This window comes from Cobetia amphilecti (assembly GCF_032923285.1).
Lineage (GTDB): Bacteria > Pseudomonadota > Gammaproteobacteria > Pseudomonadales > Halomonadaceae > Cobetia > Cobetia amphilecti.
Genome location: NZ_CP136695.1, coordinates 433,326 through 453,607 on the forward strand (window position 1 = coordinate 433,326; position 20,282 = coordinate 453,607).

Sequence of the window (20,282 nt, forward strand, 5' to 3'; positions counted from 1 at the left end):
GTAATCGGTATGGAAGAGGTTTCTCCCGTCACCATGGGGGTATTGGCAAGCCTTGCGGCGGGCTTGATGACGGCTGTAGGGGCGCTTCCTGTCTTGTTTACCAAAACACCGAATCGTGGTGTTCGCGATTTAGCGTTGGGGTTCGCCGCTGGTGTCATGCTAGCGGCCTCTTTCTTCTCACTGATCATACCCTCCTTAGAAGCCTCGGAGCTGCGTTATGGCGGTAGCGTTGTGCCGGCTGCCATTGCTTGTGCGGCCATTTTGCTAGGGATTGGAATGGTCGCACTACTGAACGAGCTCTTACCTCATGAGCACTTCGAATAGGGGCGAGAAGGGCCAGAGGCTGCCTCACTACGCCGTATCTGGTTGTTTATTATTGCCATTACGATACACAACCTGCCAGAAGGGCTGGCCGTTGGCGTGGCCTTTGGCGCAGGGGGAAGCGAAGGAGGCATGCCGCTAGCGATTGGCATTGGACTTCAGAATGCCCCAGAAGGACTGGCCGTAGCAGTATCACTGCTAAGCGTGGGCTATTCACGTTGGCGGTCATGGACGATTGCCGCCCTTACGGGGCTTGTTGAGCCGTTGGGTGGCTTATTAGGCGCTGGAGTCATCAGCATGTCACAAGCGCTACTGCCCTGGGGGTTGGCCTTTGCAGTGGGGGCGATGTTGTATGTGATCAGTCATGAGATTATTCCCGAAACTCATCGTAGCGGGCACCAAAAAAAGGCCACGCTGGGCCTCTCCATCGGATTGGTGCTCATGCTGTTTTTGGATGTCTCGCTGGGCTAACCATGGGGCGTGGGGCGTAGCGTTAGTGCTAACCCAAGTCGTGAGCCCCTCCATGCGAGTTTTCAGTGATACAGAGCTGATGATCACTAATGACCTCAATGATTCGACAGCTTTCCACTTTGCCACCGGCACACTGCGTGACCATCCGTTGAAGCTCCTCACGCAGTGCGGAGAGTCGTTGAAGGCGAGACTCCACTTGCTTTAGGTGATGCGTGGCGATGGCATCGACTTCTTGGCAAGGCATATCAGGTTGATCTGACATGGCCAAAAGCTCTCGCACTGACTCCACCGAAAAGCCAAAGTCTCGGGCATGACGAATAAAGGTCAAACGCCGCACAGCGTCGTCTCCATAGCGGCGCTGTCCTCCGCCGGTTCGGGTCGCATCGCGCAGCAACCCAATACGCTCGTAATAACGAACTGTTTCAGGTTTGCAATCAGCTCGTCGTGCTAACTCACCAATGCTGATACTTTGGCCGATCATCGACATGGTAAAACTCCTTAGGCAGGGCTTGAAGCTGTAGTTGCTACAAGGTTTACACTTCAAAACCATAGCCCATTGGCAGGAGAGGCACCATGAAAACATCGACGCCGACAACAGCGCCTACCGTCTTGACGCTGCGTGTTGAAGGCATGGACTGCGGCGGTTGTGAGCGCAAGGTTGTGTCGGCGCTAGAGCGGCTGGACGGCATTGAGGAAGTCACAGCAAGCTCGGTCACGGGATCGGTGAAGATTCACCACCGCGATCAGGGTGGCCCCTCTCAACAGACCATTGAGGGCATCCTGAACGAACTAGGCTATCAAGTGACTTCCCCTGCAGGCCAAACACGCGCATCTGATGCTTCATCCCCTTGGTGGCAAACCGCTAAAGGGCGCTTGGTCATTATCACAGGCAATCTGCTGATCGTAGCCTTCGCGCTTCGTTTAGCATGGCCTGCGCTGGGTAATGTGCCGTTCATTCTGGCCACGCTGGTCGGCTTAATGCCCATTGCGCAGAGTGCCTGGGGCGCCCTCAAAATGCGCAACCCCTTTACTATCGAAATGCTGATGTGCATCGCTGCGCTTGGTGCATTGGCTATCGATGCTGCTGCTGAAGCCGCGATGGTCGTATTCTTGTTCGCCGTAGGTGAGCTACTCGAAGGGGTAGCTGCGTCACGGGCGCGCCGCAGTATCTCAGCCTTGGCAAATTTAACACCCTCAACGGCAAGGCTGATGGACAATGGCCATCTGCGTGACGTCTCGGCGGAGTCACTTAAACTCGGTCAGCGTGTGCTGGTGCGGCCCGGTGATCGCGTTCCTTGCGATGGACGTATCCTGGTGGGCACGTCCGACCTTGATGAGTCGCCGGTAAACGGCGAGTCCATCCCCCGTTCGCGCTCGCCTGGTGATGACATTTTTGCTGGCACAGTGAATCTTGATGCCGCCCTGGAGGTGGAGGTAACACGAGGCGCTGATGACAATACAATCGCACGCGTTATTCGCCTGGTTGAAGAAGCACAAGCCGCCAAGGCACCCATAGCACGCTTTATTGATCGTTTTGCGTATTACTATATGCCCGCCGTCGTCTTACTCGCCCTACTGATGGCGATAGTGCCACCGCTGGTATCGACCATGGCATGGTCGGAGTCGATTTACCGTGCGTTAGCATTGCTGTTAATCGCATGCCCCTGCGCGTTGGTCATTTCCACCCCAGCCGCCATCGCCGCCGGTCTCTCGGCGGGCGCTCGGCGCGGCCTACTGATCAAAGGGGGAGCCGTTCTTGAACAGTTAGGTAAGCTTCGCTTGGTGGCATTAGACAAAACGGGCACCCTCACTGCGGGTACCCCAAGAGTCACAGATGTGGAGTCTTGGATTGCTGAGGAAGACGATAACAGCGTATTGCGGCTCGCCGCCGCAATAGAGCGGGATTCCAGTCACCCTATCGCCACGGCTATCGTTGAGCATGCTCGACAGTCGGGCATCAACCTCCCCACCGTCACCGGCAGCCGCGCTCTGGCGGGGCGCGGTGTTTCCGGCCAGGTGGAGGGTCGCGAGCTGAGCTTAATGACGCCTCGCCACCTTCACGAGCAGGTCATCCTTGAGGAAAGTCTCAGTGCTCGGATTGTCGCGTTAGAAGAAGCCGGTAAGAGCCTCGCTCTCCTCGTCGAAGGCGAGCATTTGTTGGGCTTGATCGCGGTTCGCGATGAGCCACGCGAAGATGCCATTGAAGGCCTAGCGGCGCTATCCCGTTTAGGCGTACAGGCGGTCATGCTCAGCGGTGATAATGCCCGCACCGTCGCTGCCACGGGGGGGCGCTTAGGCATTGAAGCGTACGGCGAACTAATGCCTGAAGACAAGGCAGCGTATGTTCGAGACTGGCAAGCGGCAGGCCGTGGCCCCGTCGGTAAAGTAGGCGATGGCATCAACGATGCACCGGCACTCGCGGCAGCCGATGTCGGTATCGCGATGGGAGGCGGCACGGATGTGGCGTTGGAAACCGCCGATGCAGCCTTGCTCAAGAACCGCGTTACCGGCATCGCTGAGCTGATAGACCTCTCTCGTGCCACGCTGCGCAATGTGAAAACCAACGTTGTTCTCGCGCTCGGCTTAAAAGCCATTTTCCTGGTCACCACAGCTCTGGGTATTACCGGCATGTGGATTGCGGTGATGGCCGATACCGGTGCTACCGTCCTGGTGACGTTGAACGCCATGCGACTGCTGGGTTACCGCTTTTCGCCCAGTACCGCAATGACAGGCCTGTCACAAGGAAAAGTAACCTCATGAGAACAGTGCAACACGATAGCCCTTCACGTCGCTGGCCATGGTTCATATTAGCTTGCGTGATGGCTCTAGCCGATCAACTGGTCAAGGAAATTGTGCATGCCCAGATGTCGTTTGGCCAAGTCATTCCGCTAACGCCGTTTTTTAACTGGGTTTATACCGGGAATACAGGAGCCGCTTTCAGCTTTCTCGCAGAAGCAGGGGGGTGGCAGCGCTACCTCTTTCTAGGTTTAGCGTTGGTGGTCGCCATTGTATTGATGGTGCAGCTATGCAAACCCCTGCCGCGTTTGGAAGCCTGTGCGTACAGTCTGATTCTTGGCGGCGCGCTCGGTAATACCGTTGATCGCTTAGCGCGAGGGTACGTCGTCGACTATCTGGACATTTACTGGGGCGAATGGCATTGGCCCGCCTTTAACATGGCCGATATCGCGCTATTTGCCGGTGTATTGATGTTCGCGGTGGCGTTATGGCGTGAAAGTCCTGTTTTTAAGCGCTCTGAGTAACGCTATGGATGTGGTCGATCAAGATAAAGAATATACGCTTTTTGCTGGGCGACTCTCACCAATAATCGATTGCGTTGTAGCGCTCGCCGCTGGGGTACTGACCACCTTGAGTGCCGCCCCCTTTTCCCTATGGTGGCTTGGCCCAGTGGCCGTGGCACTGGTCTATTGGAAGATACAGTCGCTAACGCCCGTCATGGCCACCCTGCGTGGGTGGTGCTATGGGGTAGGCCTGTTCGGTTCAGGCACGTCGTGGGTCTTCGTTGCTATTCACGATTTCAGTGGCACCGGGGCCTTGGTGGCGATGTTCCTCACCACTCTTTTTGTCAGCGTCCTGGCGCTCTTCTTTGCAGTCCCCTTTGGGCTCTATCGACGCATCACGGGGCCACGGTTCGCCTTTCTTAGCTTTGCCGGTATGTGGGTGGTGAGCGAATGGCTACGCACCTGGTTGCTCACCGGCTTCCCCTGGTTATTGTTAGGCACCTCTCAGATAGATTCTCCACTAGCCCCATGGGCACCCGTTGGTGGTGTGTACTTGCTGTCACTTATGACCGCGCTGACAGGTACGTTAGGGGTAGAGGTACTGCGTCGCCGCTGGAGTTGCCTTGTCCCAATGGCCGCCTTGTGGGTCGTTCCATTCTTATTGCCCGCCCAATGGACAACCCCGGCTGGCAAGCCCATCCGGGTGGCATTGCTGCAAGGGAATCTTGACCAACGCATTAAGTGGACTGCCCAAGGGCAGCGCGAGGCGGTCAATATCTACACAACAATGACACAAGAGCAAGCAAGGGACATCGATCTCATCGTTTGGCCCGAGGCAGCCCTTCCCATGCTTGAGCAGGAAGCACAGCGAATACTGGAGCAAGTAGCGTCCGACCTGGGGCCTAACACCGCCTTGTTGACCGGCATTTTGCAACGCGACAGTGAAGGGCGCTCTTATAACAGCGTCATAGGGCTAAATGATGTGCAAGGCGAATACCAAAAAGCGCATTTAGTACCCTTTGGCGAGTATTTGCCATTCCAAAGCCTCCTCGCTGACACCCTTGCTTTTTTCGACTTGCCAACACCCCGGCTGACCCCTGGTTCAGACGTACAGGCTCCGTTACACGTGGCTGGCACTACCATTGGCACTGCCATCTGTTACGAGATCATTTTCGCCGATCATGTCGCCCAACAGGCGCGTAATGCCGAGCTGCTATTAACGGTTTCCAACGATACGTGGTTTGGGCGTTCCATTGGCCCACACCAACATCTTCAAATGGCGCGTTTACGTGCCTTAGAAAATGGTCGTCACCTACTTCGAGCTACCAGTAATGGCGTGACGGCCATCATCGATTCACAAGGTCACGTCACAGCCCGTGCCCCACAGTTTGAACAGGCCAGTTTAACTGGCGAGGTGACCCCGATGCAGGGCCTAACTCCTTTCACACGCACCGGTAGTGGCCCCGCTTGGATACTCGCTGCCTTGCTGACACTGCTCGGGTTACAACTGAACTTATCTCGATCAAAAAACGACGCATTAGATGAAAAATGAACCTAGCGATACTCCTGGCAAAGAACGCAGTAATACTTAAGAGATTCCTCCCATGGCCAATGCAGATCGGCTTCATCGTGAGTGTGGTGGTTTCGTTTCTGGCATGGCCCACTGTCGCCATGGAGACACAACCCGACACAACCCGACACGACCCAGGAGACGGAATGGCCCAAAGGGCATTACCCGCTACCAGAGGAAGGTAATATTATCGGAGAGGCTGACACCTTTATCGTAAAGGATTACGACGATACCTTGATAGATATTGCCAGGCGTCACAACCTTGGCTATTTGGAGATGATCCGTGCAAACCCAGAGGTTAGCATCTGGGTTCCAGGGGTGGGCACGGAAGTGACTATTCCGGGACGTTTTATTCTGCCGAATGTGGAGCGTACTGGGATCGTTATCAATATCGCCGAGCTGCGGCTTTACTACTACCCAGATGTCAAAAACGGTGAGACACCGCGTGTTGAGACCTATCCTATTGGCATTGGTCGCGAAGGGTTTGATACTCCTCTAGGCGTGACCGAGACCACCATGAACATTAAAAACCCCGCGTGGTACCCGCCTGAGTCGGTAAAACGCGAAGCGGAAGCACGCGGTGAAACCGCGCCCAGCGTTGTGCCACCCGGCCCCGATAACCCGCTAGGAGACCATGCCATCATCCTAGGCTTCGATGGCTATTTGATTCACGGCACCAACCAGCCCGATGGCATTGGCATGCGCGCAAGCCGAGGCTGTATCCGCATGTTACCCAAAGACATCGAATCTATATTTGACCGCATTCCACCCGGCACCCAAGTCAACATCATCAATCAGTCGATCAAGATAGGTTGGGAAGGCGGTCAGCCGCTGATTCAAGCCTTTCCGCCGCTTGGAGAAGAAGAGCACAGTATGACCGCACTCACAGAGACCATGACACGCCTAAACCAATACAATGTCGATAACGTAAACCTCGATTACGAGCAGCTCAGCGATGTCCTGTCACTCTCTAACGGGCTTATAACCCCCCTACATCCAAATCAGGAACAGGAACAGGAACAGGAACCACAGCGCCACAGCCCAGAAGAGAAGTCTATCAAGGCATTTATGAAGACCTGGATCTGATGTCATCTCAACGGTCATGACACGCCTTCTGGCACACCGTTGAGCCCTGGCATATAGGTAGAGAGCCATAGCCCCGTCCAAACGGCGGGGCGACATTCGCGCGGAGCCCTCCAAGTGACTGCGCGCTATCAGTGTCTTAGCACTCAATATCCAGAGGCAGCCAGTAGGTAACGTCACTCATTACCACCTGTATCCCGTCTGTCGTCCGCTCTACGGTCTGTTGTCGAAGCATTTTCTGCGTTACTTTTGTGTCATGGAAATACTCCATGGCAGCAACGATCCATGCCTCCCTCCAGGCCTCTCCTTGATCAGCACACCGGGCCATCGTCATCAGGGTGCGGGCTAGTGTTTCTTTTCGCCGCTTTCTTGCCCGTTTTACATCCACCCGAGGAGCCAACGTGGTGGCATGTTGGCGATTCAAGAAATTAGTAAACCCCGTCACCGAGGCTGCTTGTCCAGGCACCGCCTGCAAATAGTTGTCCACATCGCCCTGTTGAGGCAGTCGCTGCCCCTCCCGGTCAGTAGCGAGTAGCAATGCGGCTGCCGCTCTTAGTGCAAGTCGTGCGGAGGTGTGGGACGTTTTGCCCGCCTCTATACGGGTTTCTAATTGCTGCCAATAAGCATGCAGCGCTTTTTCTGATAAAGAAGCGGACGGCATAGACCTGAGACACGCTTTGATACGTCGTTTCTCTGAGTCGATCTTCTTTGCTTGGTGATCCGGCTCTACCCCTTGCTCTTCATGCAGCCATCGCATAAGAAGTCTTACACGCCGCAACCCCTCCGCCCCGAAGTGATGAAGCAGCTCCGAATAGCTCGGTATCCGTGACCATGCCTGGTCGATCTCAAGGAAGAACGAGAAGAAATGATTGATCTTGAGGGCAGCCTTATGCGGCCCTGTGGTACGAATCAGCCATTCACCAAATTCCCCAAAGGCCTCACTTAACGCTTGGGTAGTGATACCGGCTTGGCCAATGGTGATGCGTTTACGGCATGTTCGCGTCCAATAGCAGGGCTCACAGGCATCGCCTCGACCCGCTGGCATGGGATTGCCACACAATGGACAGGCAATTTTCCCTTGCTCATAACAGACGTTGCACAATGCGTCACCGCTGGATGTCATGACCAATAAGCGATGTCGACGACACGCGGAACAGGTACCGTGATCTGCCGTCGCACAGCGTGGACATAAGCGATGATCATGCCCCATACGCGTCACTCGGGTAAGACGTTGAGAGGGTTCCCCACACTCCTCGCAGGCCTCTGACTCTCTGAAATAGGGAGCGCAGGCGATACAGACAGGGCCGTAGGGAGTGACCTTGCCGATGTTGTAGTCTGAACTGGCTTTTCCACATCGTGCACACGGTTTGTCGACTTCGCACTGACGACAGACGGCGTCTGGGTCATTCTTAGGCAAACGAGCTAACTCACCACATCGTGGGCACATCCGCTGCTTAAACTCACGAGCATAGCAAGTTGAGCAGTAACCATGCCCCTTATGGCGTCGCCACAATTTGGAGACTTCTCGACCACACTCATCGCAGTCTACCGTTTTGTGTTGCTTCAAGAGGTTGGCTCCGCTTTCATTCTCCGTTTTAAACGCGCCCATGAGGCTCTCACTGCGCGTTCCGACATGGGGCGATGAGCCGGTAGAGCACGGCGGCGATGCGGCCCATGAGGGTGATGAGATAACCGTGATAACAACGGCAACAATATAACAGGGGGTGACTTTCGGGAATCATGAAGCGCACTCGTTTTGACATTACAAGCGACCAGAGCGCTAAACGTTTCTTCAAGGCCTATACTTAGCAAACGCTCCACCGCCGCTAATAAAGCACAACGCTCGTTGACAGGCAGAAGCTCAAACGCCAACCCAGACACAGGCATTCGGCTATCCGTAATCGAAATGCCCAATGTTAGAAGCGCATCTGCGAGGGGTGACGCAGGCCGCCGACTTGCACGCCGAACAACGCCAACAAAGAAAGTCACCATAGAAAACCAATCGGCGGGTGCGATAGGGGCCTCCCTAAACGTCACGTTGCTTCTTGTTAAAGCACGATCAGCCATCACTTGGAAACTGAACGCTTCTGGTAAAGGCGACGTGCATACCGCCTTTCTAAAATCGTTATAACACCGGCTGCACTGAGCTAAATGTTGATCTTCTGCTGACAGGCGATGAGGCTCTATAGGGGCCTTGCATACCGGGCACTCATCTATCAGTTGCACCCCATGAAAGCGGCACCCAGTGTGCCAAGCGAATCGCCAGTGTCGGCGCAAGTAGGGGGCTGAGTCCTCTGCCAAACACAATGCACAAATCTGTTGTCCTCCATGGCGAGTTCGATTTCGGCTACCAAGGGCTAACAACCAGGGCCAAGTCCGCGTTTCCGGTAATGAGTAACCGGCCACTTTCTCACAATCGTCCCGCATCCCAGCTTTCTGAAACTCAGCGGACGATATCCCCGATGCATTGACTAATGGGCGCATTCTTACGAGGGGAATTTCCCTATCAATATCCCTTGTCCATATACGCCATGTTGGCCAGATAGCCCCGGTGAGCGACAAAGGATCACACCCCTGTCTCAACGCCGCCCGTACCAGCCATGAAGAAAGCGACTCTTCAGGCAACAGAGGCACACTCAGCGCCCAAGGCATTACAGCATCACCTCCCTAATGCCACGGGTAGGTCGCACCCATGATTTACTCTGAATAATTTTCTCATCGATACGTTCAGCCCCGGACAAAATAGCGGCATTGGCACACTCAATCAGCAGCCGGTGCAGGTCGCCAAAATTGCCGCCAGAGATCGCGTGAAGCTGGGTCGCCAATTGTGGCTCATGCAGTTGGGAAGGATGTTTGAGCGGTAATATCTTCTCAAAGCCAGCGAGCAGCTTCTGAAACTCCTGATTGAGCTCCCACTTCGGTAATGCAACCACATCAAAGCGACTCGCATGCTGCGGATCTGAATGCAGTACACGCACAGCATCCTGCGTACCCACACCAACGATGGGAATCATTAACTCATTGCATAGGAGCTTAATGGCATTCATCGTTTCGCGCTGCTTGACGGCACCACCGGTTAACAGTGAGTGGAACTCATCAATGATCAACAAGCGGGTATGGCAAGCCCGCAGTTGATGAATCACTTGGTAGCGCAGCTTAGGTACCGGGTCTGAAGGCCGATAGGGAGCCCAAAAGCTCTCTAACACTGCGATATACAGACTTTTCTCATCGGCACTCGGTGGGGCTTGAGTGACGATCACTGGTTTCACCGGTTCTACGTCTTCATTCACGTAGCCCTCACCGTACTGTTTACGAAACCGTTGAACGATGGTTGTCTTTCCGTTGTTGGAGTCACCCACGAGCAAGAGGTTAGGCATACGAGGACGACTAGGCTTCTCCATCAGCCCACGCATGACCTCAATGACACGATTGGCCAATGGATACCCCAACCATCGCGGTTGATCCATAAACTCCATTCGCTCTCTAGCGGACAGCCCCAAGACATGACGAAGATCAGGATGAAGGTGTGTGCTCATGATATGTCCCAGTTCACATCGATATCACCCGATAAGAGACCATCTTCCTGAGTGGGTGACTCTTGGGGGGCCGCGGTTGAGGGCGCATGTAAAAGGGGATCTGCAGGCGTCACCTTCTTCTCATGCTCTTTACGTCGTTGTGCCTGACGGCGACTTCGCTTGGTACGTGCTTGCGACTCCTCCACATGAGTTCGCAGTTCACTAATAGCGCGTAGGATTTCAGACTCATTGACCGAACTCCTGCCTTCCTGGCGAAGGCGCGCTTTGGCCTGGGCATGCTCCCAAACACTCATCGAGGGGAGGGCGAGATTTGCAAAGGGCACGCGAAAATAGTGCCCGAGCTCCGGGTCTTTGAACCAAACGACGCTAATGTCACGAGGGTCACGCCGAAACACAAAGGTGCGTTTCTTGCTTGGCGTATCTGGATCTTTGGCATTGATCCATGGCCTTAGCGCCTCATCGTAATAGTTCATGCCATCGATGGTCACACCAAAGGTCTGGATCGTGCGCTGAAAGCTGGGCAAAAAATCGAGCAATACAGAAAGTCTATCAGCAGGCCGTGGCGCTAAGCCAACTCCCTGCACGTCAGCATTGCCAAACACACCGATTTCCCATTTCCGCACCGGTGACATACCAATTCCAGAATGAAGACGCTGGTGGTAAACCTTACAAATCAACGTCACCAGCCACTCTTCAAACTCGCTTTTCGTCATGGCCGCGTGCTTCTCTGGATCGTACCCCTCTTTCTCTTTAATGGAGGAGAAGGTCGTCCCAGGCAGGTTATGGATTTCTTTGAGAATAGAGCCCAGCACCCGCTCAATATGGCCACCATAACGAGGCTGCTTAACAGGCCGAAACTCAAGGTTGATCCCATAGGCTAGGCATGAGCGCCGAAACGTCTCTGAGCGAAAATCTGGGCCGTTATCGACATGAATCGTGGCGGGTGTGCCCCATACCGGCCACTCAGCCTCCACATTATGCAGTAGCAACCACTCATCTTTAGGAAGCATGGAGTGCGCCACACACATGCCGACAGATGTTTCAGAGGGCGGGTCAAACGACAAGTAATACCCCGTGACCACACGGGTAAACACGTCCATGGCCAACGTAATCCATGGGCGACCAATCGGCTTGCGATACACGTCATCGACCAAAATAATATCGGCAGGCGTGTGGTCAATCTGCATGACCGCTAGCGGATAGTCAGCATTGGGAAACTTCCCGGCTGCTGGCTGGAACTTGTTAATGGCTTTGTCTCTAAAACCATGGCCACGCAACCGGTCACGCTCTGGGATATCACGCAGACGAGCACGAACGGTACCAGGGCTCGGCGGGTCGATGCGCCGTTCATGGCAACGCCGCATCACTTCCTGTACCGCCTTTTGTGCGGACGGACGCTGCAGCGTCAAATACACCTCTTTGATGACTTCCTGAATCACTGCCTCGGCATGCGCGGGAATACGCGACTTTCCCTTCTTCCACCCTGGCTTTTGAGGAATCAATGCGAGCACCGAGCCCGTCGCTTTATACCGCTTTAACCAACGGTAAATCGTAGCCGTATCAACCCCCGTTTGTTTCGCACGCTCCTCCGCTGCATCCCGCCCCACCGTACGGCGATCCACCAAGGGCTTAATGATCGAAAAGCGATGCTCGGCCTCTTGCCAATCGGCATCCCCAATCTCGGATATATCCTGATCAGGGAGCACAGACCCGCTATTGAGAGGCGCTAGTTCTTTGATGCGAAGCGGGCAACTACGCCCGGACTCAACGGCAATGCCAATGACTGTCTCAAAATCAAGCACCTGGGAAATTCGGTAAACGGTGCCATCTTTCTGAACCTGCTCACCCACCATGATCTGCAAGTGTTGGCGTGTTTGAGCGACGCCGCTATTGGGCTCAGTTGTGTTGCCACGATGATTATTCATAATCGGGTACCCACACCTCTGATAGAGGACTGAAAGATTGAGCCATATCGCAATCTAGCTGTCGGGTCGCCAGCAGATGCCATAAATGCGCAATCCCCTCTGCCCGATAAATATCGCCCATGAAGTGCCGAGACAGCAGGTAATCCAAAGTCGCCACCCCCATCTCCCTCACGGTGTTGAGGACTGCCTGGCTTTCGACAGAAGGAAACACCATCCGCTTATAGCGCGCTAGGAAGGTAATGTTGTCCAAGGTCTTATCACGAATGCGGCTTTCATCATGAATGCGAAACGCCCAGCCCTCGTTGTTGGCATGCCGTATCGCCGCCTTCCATTTAGGCGACCATTCACGCCAATGTGCTTGCCACTTTTCCCGTGGTTTGACCTCCACCAGGAGAGGTTTTGGGTAATCCCTGTAATGACGGTTACCGAGACGGTAATACACCAAATAGTCAGGTGTGTAGGTGTAGCGCCTACCGGTCACGGGATGATGAAACGGGATCTCGCACGGCTGGGAAATCACACCAAGGACGCTCACATCAAAGTCAGCCTTGATGAGGAAATCACGTTCGAGCGTCGACTCGAACGCAATAGACTCCTCCCCGCGAAAGGCATAGTAGCCAGACACACTTCGTCGCGTAGGGCCGATTTTACGAACGGATGTAGGCAGTGGCATGGGCAGTCGCACCAAATGTTGAATAAAACAAGGCCTGTCGCATCAATTGCTATTAATTCTGTCGCACTCAATCCTGTACAGACTACCATAATAGCCCGATATTACGCGCTGAGGGTCGCATCAATTGCTGAAAATGACAGTGGCTCCAAGCCGCGCCCGGGCGAGGTGTCGCTGGCGCATCATGGGGTGCTGTTTCTGGATGAGCTGGCGGAGTTCGACCGTGGCGTGCTGGAAGTGATGCGCGAGCCGCTGGAGAGTGGTCGTATCCTGATCTCGCGCGCCAGCCATCAACGCCGTTTCCCGGCGCGCTTCCAGCTGGTCGCGGCGATGAACCCCTGCCCCTGCGGCTACCTCGGTGACAGTCGCCGCAATTGCAGCTGTACCCCGGCGCAGATCCAGCGCTATCAGGCACGTCTGTCCGGCCCGTTGCTGGACCGCATCGACCTGCAGGTCGAGGTGCCGGGCCTGCCCGCCGAGGAGCTGACATCCGCCACCCCCGGCGAGGCCTCGGCCGGCGTGCGCGAACGAGTGCTGGCCGCTCGCGCGCGCCAATTGGCACGCGGCGGCCTGAATGCCCATCTGGATACCCACGCGCTGGAAGCCGCCTGTCAGCTGGAAGACGGCGAGCGCCAGTGGCTGGCCGGTGTGCTGTCACGCCTCAATCTCTCGGCGCGCGCCTATCACCGGGTGCTGCGTGTCGCGCTGACACTGAGTGATCTGATCGACCAGGACGGTGTGCAGCGGCCGCAGCTGATGGAGGCCATCGGCTATCGCCAGCTGGACCGCATGATGGGCTGGGCGCCGGCTCGCCCGGGTGCCGGCGCCCAGCAGCGCAGCGCCTGATGCCGGCGGGTCAGGACGTCTGCCCTGCTCGGGCTCAGTAGGAGGGTCTGTCCGCGCCGGGAATGCCTGCACGAATCAGGCGTGAGAAGTCGCCGCCCGGATGCTCGTCGGCGGCGATGGCGGCGGGATTGATCAGGCTGCTGGCCTTGAGTTCCGCGAAGGGCGCAGCGTCACTCAGGGCGTCCTGGTCCGCGACATATTCCGGCAGATAGCCGGAGAGCAGCAGACGGTAGTCCAGCGGCAGGCCGTCGGTCAGGCGCGTCATCATCGCGTAGACGAGGGTGGTGCAGTTGCTGGTGGCGGTGTTGTAGAAGCGTGGCTGAGTGCGCAATGTCTCGGCTTCGTCGACGTAGGCCAGCAACAGCTCGCGGATCATCTCGCGCGGCATCTGCACCCGATAGAGGTGTACCTGCTCGCCGCGCACGTTGCTGCGCACGCGGATGATGTCGCGTTCGTCGGCGGCGATCACTGCCAGTTCGTACTGCTTGAACATGCCGCCGAGGGTCGAGAACTGCTCGGTGCGCTCCTTGCGGATCTCCACCGAGAAGGTCAGATAGCGACCATCGGCAAAGCCGAAGCTGACCAGCGTATGGGCGATCTGCGGCCCCATCCAGTGACTGGTCAGCAGGTCCACCGAGGTCAGCTCCTCCAGCGGATAGTCGCGGCTTTCCCAGCGCGGCGTGTAATCCTCGGCGCTGTGCCACACGAAGTTGCGTACCTGCTCGAGATGCAGCACTTCACCCTGCGTGGCAGCCTCGGTCCTGGCGCTTGCCGGCGATGCCTCGGCCCGTGCTGGCGTGACCACCTGCCCCTCGACCAGGTGTGCCACCTCCGGCGCCCAGTCGCGGTCCGCCCGTGGCGTGATGCTGGCCCACCAGGCAAGGCTTGCGACCAGCAGCATCAGGTAGCTGCCCATCAGCCGCCAGCGAATCGCGCTGGCCTGTGGCCACCACAGGGCAATCACGCACACGAGCCCCAGCACCGCTGCGAGAGCAGCCACGGTGGTGCGCAGCCCTTCCGGTCCCGGCAGGCGGAACCACAGTGCGGGCACCAGCCAGAGGCTCGCGCCCACCACGGCGAGGCTGCTCAAGGCGCGAGCCGCGAGGCTGACCAGGGTCATCGCGAGGCCCTCACGATAAATCGTTCATGAACGGCGCTCTTCGGCGATGGCCTGCTCGAGACGCGCGAGACGGCCCGGCACCAGGCTGTCCTCGAGTGTCGAGATGCGCAGGATGTGGCCAAGCGAAGGATGCGGGGAGCGAGTGATCAGCACGCCCTGAGCCATCAGTTGCTGCTGCACCTGCGCTGCCAGCTCGGCGCTCTTGAGGCGCACGCAGAGGAAGTTGGTCGCGCTGGGCAGCACTTCCGCGCCCAGCGAGCGCAGATGCTCGGCAAGACGATCGCGACAGTCGATCACGCCGGCGACATGCGCTGCCGCCTCTTCAGGGTGCGCCAGCAGCAGCTCACCTGCCGCCATCGCCGGGGCGCTGACCGCGAAGTGAATCCGCACCTTGGTCAGCATGGCGACATCGTCAGGCTCGGCGATCATGAAGCCGAGACGCAGGCCCGCCAGCCCATAGGCCTTGGAGAAGGTACGCAGGCGGAAGGTGCGTGCCATCGGCGCATGGTCAGCGTGGGCGGCGTCCGGACGGAAGTCGTGATAGGCCTCGTCCAGCAGCAGGCTGCAGTTCTCCGGCAGGGCGTCGCGCAGAGCGCGCACATCGGCGTCAGAATGCAGGTGGCCGCTGGGGTTATCGGGGTTGGCGAGATAGACGACGCGGGCATCATGCTGCCTGGCCGCGGCGAGCAGTGCCGCGAGGTCCGGGGCCAGTCGCGACGATGAGGCGTCATCGGCCGTGGCGAAGCTCTCGCTGTAGGGCACCTCGATGACCTCGGCACCCAGCCCGCGGGCGAAGTACGCCAGGGTCGGATAGGTGCCGGCGCTGGTGATCACGCGCTCGCCCGCACAGACGGTGGCGCGCATCACCAGTGCCAGCAGGCTGTCGGCACCGGCGTCGACCAGCAGGTTCTCGTAGGCGACTCCCAAGCGCTCAGCCAGTTGCTGGCGCAGTTGCCAGGCATCGGCGTCGGCATAGCTGCGGCTCAGGTCGGCCAGGGCGGAGCCCAGCGCGCCGCCCAGAGTGTGGTGGGGCATGTCGAGCCCTTCGTTGGAGCCATACTGATACGGCAGCGCGTGTCCCAGTCTGCGTTCCAGCGCCTTGATGCCGGGGAACGGGTTATGCGGCCCATCCTGATAGAGGTGGGCAAGAAAGCGACGGGGACTGGCGGTGGTCATGTTGGCTCCGGAAAAGCAGAAAACGATAAAGGGTGTATCAGAGGTGGCGGGGGCCACGGCGCAGCTGGGCGCAAGACTCAGGACTCAAGACCTGGAGCTCAGGGCGCGGGGTGATTGCGCGCCAGCGACTCGAGGGCCGCCTGGTCGAAGGCACCGCTCAGGGTGAAGGTGCGCGTCTCATTGCGCTCGGCACTGGCGCTGCGGACCAGTGTCAGCTGCAGCTGATACGGCTGCAGCGTGCGGTCTGACAGGGTCAGTGCGACGCCACTGGCCTCGAGAGTGGTCTCGAGACGCCACTGGCGGCTATCGACGGCAGGGCGGTCAGTGCTCCAGTTGAGCACCTGAGGCCCGTTCTTGAGCGCCAGCAGTGCGCGGGTCAGCGCCTCGTTCAGCGCGCCCGGGTTGGCCTGCAGCGTGGCATCCACCTCGGGCGGCGCGAGCAGCAATACCTGTTGTTCGAGCGGGGGTGTCCAGGGCTGCTCGGCGATCAGGCGCGCCGCGCTCTGGCCGAGACCATAGATGGGGTCGCGTTCGGCACGCGGCACCTGGTCCAGGCTCATGCAGCCCGCCAGCGTGGAGAGTAGCAGGGTCGCGGCCAGCATGCGCAGGCGATGCATGGCCATCATGCCGTGCGCCCCTGCTGCGGCAGGTCTGACGGGCGCTGCGACAGGGCATCGAGGAAGGCGTCCAGCTCGGCAAACAGTTCCTTGCGAATCGGCTCGGCTTCATTGACCAGATGGTGCTGGGCCTCGGGATGGCGGTAGATGCGCGCATTGGGGAACTTGCTGGCCAACACGCCGAGATTCCATTGCCAATCGACGGTGGTGTCCTGCTCGCCCTGCAGGATCAGGGTCGGCAGTGAGCAAGGAGGCAGGGCGCGCAGACGGGGAATCCACTCCCGCATCGCCGTCACCCACTTCACCGCAAGGCGATCGGCCTGCAGCGGATCATTGGTGCTGAGAAACTCGTAGAAGGCCACATCATTGGTATTCGCGCGGTACTTGCGCGGAATGGAATCGATGAAGGGGCGCGCCATGCTGTGCAGCCAGCGTGACTGCGACCAGCCCCACGGCCGTACCAGCGGTGCGAGCAGGGCGATTCCCTGCCAGCGCGATTCATCGCCGCGCATCAGGGCATCGGTGGCCAGCACCGAGCCGCCGGTGCTCTGGCCGATGCCGAACCACGGGTGCGGCGCCAGGCTGTGGTCTTCCAGGTAATCCTGGAAGGCCTGCAGGCAGCCGACATAGTCGCCGAAGTCATCGATGGAGGCGGGCTCGCCGGATGACAGGCCATGGCCCGGCAGGTCCCACAAGGCGACCTGCCAGCCGTTGCGCAGCAGGTGCGCCAGCAGATGACGATAGAGGGCGAGGTGATCGAAGTAGCCGTGGACCACGAAGACGGTGCCGCGCGGCTTGCGCGGTGTCCACAGCTGGGCCCACAGGCGAAAGCCCCCGGCCTCCAGATGGCCGGCATGCACGGCGATGTCCTCGCTGCGCAACGCATCAAGACCATAATGGCCCAGGTAACGCTCCAGTGGACTGGACGTCTGGCCCGGCAGCATGTCAGGCAGGCGGATAAAGGGGCCGTGGTCGAGCAGTTCACTGAAATCGGGCATGGTCATCTCCATAATGCTGCCATGCTAGCGGCTGGCGCGGCTGCGAGCTACACAAAGAACAGTGTTTCTTCACTGTTTTCCCCGCCTGTCGCCGAGCAACAACAGCGACGCGGAATCAACGCTGGGCGGGTAATCGGGCTCCATGAGCTTGTTCATTGGTCATAGCAGTCCTTTCGCCGGCCTCGCCATCGGGTATGGTGATGGGATTCGTCCCCGCCCGGCAGGTGACAGCGTCTTCCTGCCCGGCGCCTCGATGGCTCACGCTGGTCGGGCAGTCGCGCGTCAGCAGTCGCGCCAAACGCCGCGCCAGTGAGTGCCGTCTGGCGAAAATCCTTTTGAACACCACTGCTTGCAGTGTTGTCAGCCGTTGAGGGTTTCCAGCGATTCGTTTTCAGGGAGAGCAAACGCATGACCGACCGTATTCAACTTCAGCGCCTGGCCATCGACGCCAGCCTGCACCGCTTCATCGAGCAGGAAGCGCTGCCGGGCACAGGGATCGCGCCGGAGACCTTCTGGGCGGGTGTCGATTCACTGCTGCACGAACTGGCACCGCGCAACCGCGAACTGCTGGCGACCCGCGAGCAGCTGCAGGGCGAGATCGACGCCTGGCACCGCGAGCATCCGGGCAAGGTAGATCTCGAGGCCTACAAGGCGTTTCTGCACAGGATCGGCTATCTGCTGCCGGAGCCGAATACGGTCGAAGCCAGCACCGCCTTCGTGGATAGTGAGATCTGCCAGCAGGCCGGCCCGCAGCTGGTGGTGCCGGTGATGAATGCCCGCTACGCGCTGAACGCCGCCAACGCGCGCTGGGGCTCACTTTACGACGCGCTCTACGGTACCGATGCGATCAGCGAGGAAGATGGCGCCGAGCGTGGCAAGGACTACAACCCGGCACGCGGGGCCAAGGTCGTCGCCTATGCGCGCCAGGTGCTGGATACCATCGCGCCGCTGGCCGGCGGCAGTCACCACGACAGCGAAGGCTACACGATTCGTGATGGTCATCTGCTGGTGCGTGCCGGAGGACGTGACCTCAGCCTCAAGTCGCCGGAACGCTTCCTCGGTTATCGCGGCGATGAAAGCGCGCCGAGCGCGATCATCTTCGCCCACAACGGCCTGCATGCCGAGCTCGTGATCGATGCCGAGCACCCCATCGGCAAGACCGATCCCGCCAATGTCAGTGACCTGATCATGGAGGCCGCGCTCTCCACCATCATGGACTGCGAGGACTCGGTGGCCGCCGTCGATGCCGAAGACAAGGTGACGGTCTATCGCAACTGGCTGGGCCTGATGAAGGGCGACCTGACCGAGACGCTGGAGAAGAATGGCCGCAGCATGACGCGCAAGCTGAATGCGGACCGCGAATACACCGGCGCCGATGGCACCACGCGTGTGCTGCATGGTCGCTCGCTGATGCTGATTCGCAACGTCGGCCATCTGATGACCAATCCGGCGATCCTGCTCGAGGACGGCAGCGAAGCGCCGGAAGGCATCATGGATGCCATCTTCACCAGCCTGATCGCGCTGCACGACCTCAAGGGCGACAAGCAGGACCGCGGCGGCATCTGCAACTCGCGCACCGGCTCCGTCTACATCGTCAAGCCCAAGATGCATGGTCCCGAGGAAGTCGCCTTCGCCGATGAGCTGTTCGCGCGGGTCGAGCAGCTGCTGGGGCTGCCGGACTCCACGCTCAAGATGGGCATCATGGATGAGGAGCGCCGCACCACCGTCAACCTCAAGGCCTGCATCGCGGCCGCCAGTTCCCGCGTGGCCTTCATCAACACCGGCTTCCTGGACCGCACCGGTGACGAGATGCACACCTCGATGGAAGCCGGCCCGATGCTGCGCAAGGGCGACATGAAGGGCGCCGCCTGGATTCAGGCCTACGAGAAATGGAACGTGGATGTCGGCCTGGAATGTGGCCTGCGGGGCCGCGCCCAGATCGGCAAGGGCATGTGGGCCATGCCCGACCTGATGGCCGCGATGCTCGAGCAGAAGATCGGCCACCCGCGCGCTGGTGCCAACACCGCCTGGGTGCCGTCACCGACCGCCGCCGTGCTGCATGCGCTGCACTATCACCAGGTCTCGGTGAAGGACGTGCAGCATGATCTGCTCAGCCGTCCGCGTGCCAGCCTCGATGACCTGCTGACCATCCCGCTGGAGCTCGATCCCCAGTGGAGTGCCGAGGAGATCCAGGCCGAGCTGGACAACAATGCCCAGGGGATTCTCGGCTATGTGGTGCGCTGGATCGATCACGGCACCGGCTGCTCCAAGGTGCCGGACATCCATGATGTCGGCCTGATGGAAGACCGCGCCACGCTGCGAATCTCCAGCCAGCACATCGCCAACTGGCTGCATCACGGCATCGTCGACAGCGCCCAGGTGCAGGACACGCTGGAGCGCATGGCCGGCGTGGTGGACCGTCAGAATGCCGCGGACCCCAGCTATCAGGCGATGACGGATGACCTCGAGGGCTCCATCGCCTTCCAGGCCGCCTGCGAGCTGGTCTTCCAGGGGCGTGTGCAGCCGAGCGGCTACACCGAGCCGGTCCTGCATCGCCGTCGTCTCGAGAAAAAGCAGCAGGCGCGCTGATCGCAGGGCGGCTGGCTTGAGGAAACACTGAGCACGACAACGGCGACCCTGGGTCGCCGTTGTCGTCTGTCGCCGAGCAGGAATTGCCCGGCCACTATTTTGCCAGGCGCATGTTTCCCGA

16 protein-coding genes and 2 pseudogenes are annotated in these 20,282 nt (G+C 58.8%); 8 read left to right on the forward strand and 10 right to left on the reverse strand.

All coding sequences use genetic code 11. From position 1 onward, the window contains the following. Positions 1-9: 9 nt before the first annotated feature. Positions 10-324 carry a ZIP family metal transporter gene (locus R1T44_RS17520; RefSeq protein WP_254627027.1) on the forward strand — a complete coding sequence of 105 codons (315 nt, stop codon included), beginning with the start codon at positions 10-12 and terminating at the stop codon, positions 322-324. 33 nt (positions 325-357) lie between these two features. Then, positions 358-792 (forward strand): annotated as a pseudogene (locus tag R1T44_RS17525) (ZIP family metal transporter); the annotation flags it as partial. Positions 793-820: 28 nt separating this feature from the next. On the opposite strand, the gene R1T44_RS01930 reads toward R1T44_RS17525, so the two are convergent. Further along, a complete protein-coding gene (locus tag R1T44_RS01930) occupies positions 821-1,279 on the reverse strand; it encodes a MerR family transcriptional regulator (protein ID WP_175088981.1) in 459 nt (152 codons plus the stop codon). Positions 1,280-1,365: 86 nt separating this feature from the next. Between R1T44_RS01930 and R1T44_RS01935 the strand changes: the two genes are divergently transcribed. The 4 genes from R1T44_RS01935 to R1T44_RS01950 all read left to right on the forward strand — a co-directional run bounded on the left by R1T44_RS01935 (position 1,366) and on the right by R1T44_RS01950 (position 6,687). Then, positions 1,366-3,552, forward strand: a complete 2,187-nt coding sequence (locus R1T44_RS01935) for a heavy metal translocating P-type ATPase (protein WP_225347469.1) — start codon at positions 1,366-1,368, stop codon at positions 3,550-3,552. Beyond that, positions 3,549-4,052: a signal peptidase II gene (gene lspA, locus R1T44_RS01940; RefSeq protein ID WP_175088983.1), complete on the forward strand. Its 504-nt coding sequence runs from the start codon at positions 3,549-3,551 to the stop codon at positions 4,050-4,052. The genes R1T44_RS01935 and lspA overlap by 4 nt, the downstream gene beginning before the upstream one ends. A 4-nt stretch (positions 4,053-4,056) precedes the next feature. Next, a complete protein-coding gene (gene lnt, locus R1T44_RS01945; protein WP_175088984.1) occupies positions 4,057-5,583 on the forward strand; it encodes an apolipoprotein N-acyltransferase in 1,527 nt (508 codons plus the stop codon). Positions 5,584-5,835: 252 nt separating this feature from the next. After that, positions 5,836-6,687: a L,D-transpeptidase family protein gene (locus tag R1T44_RS01950; RefSeq protein ID WP_317292472.1), complete on the forward strand. Its 852-nt coding sequence runs from the start codon at positions 5,836-5,838 to the stop codon at positions 6,685-6,687. 136 nt (positions 6,688-6,823) lie between these two features. Here R1T44_RS01950 and R1T44_RS01955 read toward each other — a convergent pair whose 3' ends face one another. The 5 genes from R1T44_RS01955 to R1T44_RS01970 all read right to left on the reverse strand — a co-directional run bounded on the left by R1T44_RS01955 (position 6,824) and on the right by R1T44_RS01970 (position 12,770). After that, a complete protein-coding gene (locus R1T44_RS01955; protein WP_175089071.1) occupies positions 6,824-7,729 on the reverse strand; it encodes a hypothetical protein in 906 nt (301 codons plus the stop codon). 518 nt (positions 7,730-8,247) lie between these two features. Beyond that, entirely contained in the window at positions 8,248-9,336 is a 1,089-nt protein-coding gene (locus R1T44_RS17480) for a TniQ family protein (protein WP_175088986.1), read from the reverse strand. Further along, the gene (locus tag R1T44_RS01960; protein WP_175088987.1) at positions 9,336-10,220 is read right to left on the reverse strand and encodes a TniB family NTP-binding protein; all 885 of its coding nucleotides are present in this window, start codon (positions 10,218-10,220) and stop codon (positions 9,336-9,338) included. Before R1T44_RS01960 ends, R1T44_RS17480 begins: the two co-directional genes overlap by 1 nt. Further along, entirely contained in the window at positions 10,217-12,145 is a 1,929-nt protein-coding gene (locus tag R1T44_RS01965) for a Mu transposase C-terminal domain-containing protein (protein ID WP_175088988.1), read from the reverse strand. The genes R1T44_RS01960 and R1T44_RS01965 overlap by 4 nt, the downstream gene beginning before the upstream one ends. Beyond that, on the reverse strand, positions 12,138-12,770 hold the full coding sequence (locus tag R1T44_RS01970; protein WP_225347472.1) for a TnsA endonuclease N-terminal domain-containing protein: 633 nt from the start codon (positions 12,768-12,770) through the stop codon (positions 12,138-12,140). The genes R1T44_RS01965 and R1T44_RS01970 overlap by 8 nt, the downstream gene beginning before the upstream one ends. A 189-nt stretch (positions 12,771-12,959) precedes the next feature. Here R1T44_RS01970 and R1T44_RS01975 point away from each other — a divergent pair. Further along, positions 12,960-13,661: pseudogene (locus R1T44_RS01975) on the forward strand (ATP-binding protein); the annotation flags it as partial. 34 nt (positions 13,662-13,695) lie between these two features. Here the strand turns inward: R1T44_RS01975 and R1T44_RS01980 are convergent. The 4 genes from R1T44_RS01980 to R1T44_RS01995 form a co-directional block, all read right to left on the reverse strand. After that, positions 13,696-14,781, reverse strand: coding sequence for an Lnb N-terminal periplasmic domain-containing protein (locus tag R1T44_RS01980; protein ID WP_317292473.1), 1,086 nt, complete (start codon positions 14,779-14,781; stop codon positions 13,696-13,698). Positions 14,782-14,805: 24 nt separating this feature from the next. Continuing rightward, positions 14,806-15,957 carry a pyridoxal phosphate-dependent aminotransferase gene (locus tag R1T44_RS01985; protein ID WP_317292474.1) on the reverse strand — a complete coding sequence of 384 codons (1,152 nt, stop codon included), beginning with the start codon at positions 15,955-15,957 and terminating at the stop codon, positions 14,806-14,808. Positions 15,958-16,055: 98 nt separating this feature from the next. Next, complete coding sequence (locus tag R1T44_RS01990) at positions 16,056-16,583, reverse strand: hypothetical protein (RefSeq protein ID WP_052384899.1); 528 nt, start codon at positions 16,581-16,583, stop codon at positions 16,056-16,058. Then, positions 16,580-17,572 (reverse strand): alpha/beta hydrolase, encoded by a 993-nt coding sequence (locus tag R1T44_RS01995; protein ID WP_043336976.1) that lies wholly within the window; start codon positions 17,570-17,572, stop codon positions 16,580-16,582. Before R1T44_RS01995 ends, R1T44_RS01990 begins: the two co-directional genes overlap by 4 nt. Before the next feature lie 408 nt (positions 17,573-17,980). Here R1T44_RS01995 and R1T44_RS02000 point away from each other — a divergent pair, with 408 nt between their 5' ends. Then, entirely contained in the window at positions 17,981-20,161 is a 2,181-nt protein-coding gene (locus tag R1T44_RS02000; protein ID WP_279836991.1) for a malate synthase G, read from the forward strand. Positions 20,162-20,282: the final 121 nt, after the last annotated feature.

Coding starts and splice junctions, on each gene's coding strand:
- R1T44_RS17520 (WP_254627027.1), top strand. CDS start 10: ATGGAAGAGGTTTCTCCCGTCACCATGGGGGTATTGGCAAGCCTTGCG.
- R1T44_RS01930 (WP_175088981.1), bottom strand. CDS start 1,279: ATGTCGATGATCGGCCAAAGTATCAGCATTGGTGAGTTAGCACGACGA.
- R1T44_RS01935 (WP_225347469.1), top strand. CDS start 1,366: ATGAAAACATCGACGCCGACAACAGCGCCTACCGTCTTGACGCTGCGT.
- lspA (WP_175088983.1), top strand. CDS start 3,549: ATGAGAACAGTGCAACACGATAGCCCTTCACGTCGCTGGCCATGGTTC.
- lnt (WP_175088984.1), top strand. CDS start 4,057: ATGGATGTGGTCGATCAAGATAAAGAATATACGCTTTTTGCTGGGCGA.
- R1T44_RS01955 (WP_175089071.1), bottom strand. CDS start 7,729: ATGCCAGCGGGTCGAGGCGATGCCTGTGAGCCCTGCTATTGGACGCGA.
- R1T44_RS17480 (WP_175088986.1), bottom strand. CDS start 9,336: ATGCCTTGGGCGCTGAGTGTGCCTCTGTTGCCTGAAGAGTCGCTTTCT.
- R1T44_RS01960 (WP_175088987.1), bottom strand. CDS start 10,220: ATGAGCACACACCTTCATCCTGATCTTCGTCATGTCTTGGGGCTGTCC.
- R1T44_RS01965 (WP_175088988.1), bottom strand. CDS start 12,145: ATGAATAATCATCGTGGCAACACAACTGAGCCCAATAGCGGCGTCGCT.
- R1T44_RS01980 (WP_317292473.1), bottom strand. CDS start 14,781: ATGACCCTGGTCAGCCTCGCGGCTCGCGCCTTGAGCAGCCTCGCCGTG.
- R1T44_RS01985 (WP_317292474.1), bottom strand. CDS start 15,957: ATGACCACCGCCAGTCCCCGTCGCTTTCTTGCCCACCTCTATCAGGAT.
- R1T44_RS01990 (WP_052384899.1), bottom strand. CDS start 16,583: ATGATGGCCATGCATCGCCTGCGCATGCTGGCCGCGACCCTGCTACTC.
- R1T44_RS01995 (WP_043336976.1), bottom strand. CDS start 17,572: ATGCCCGATTTCAGTGAACTGCTCGACCACGGCCCCTTTATCCGCCTG.
- R1T44_RS02000 (WP_279836991.1), top strand. CDS start 17,981: ATGACCGACCGTATTCAACTTCAGCGCCTGGCCATCGACGCCAGCCTG.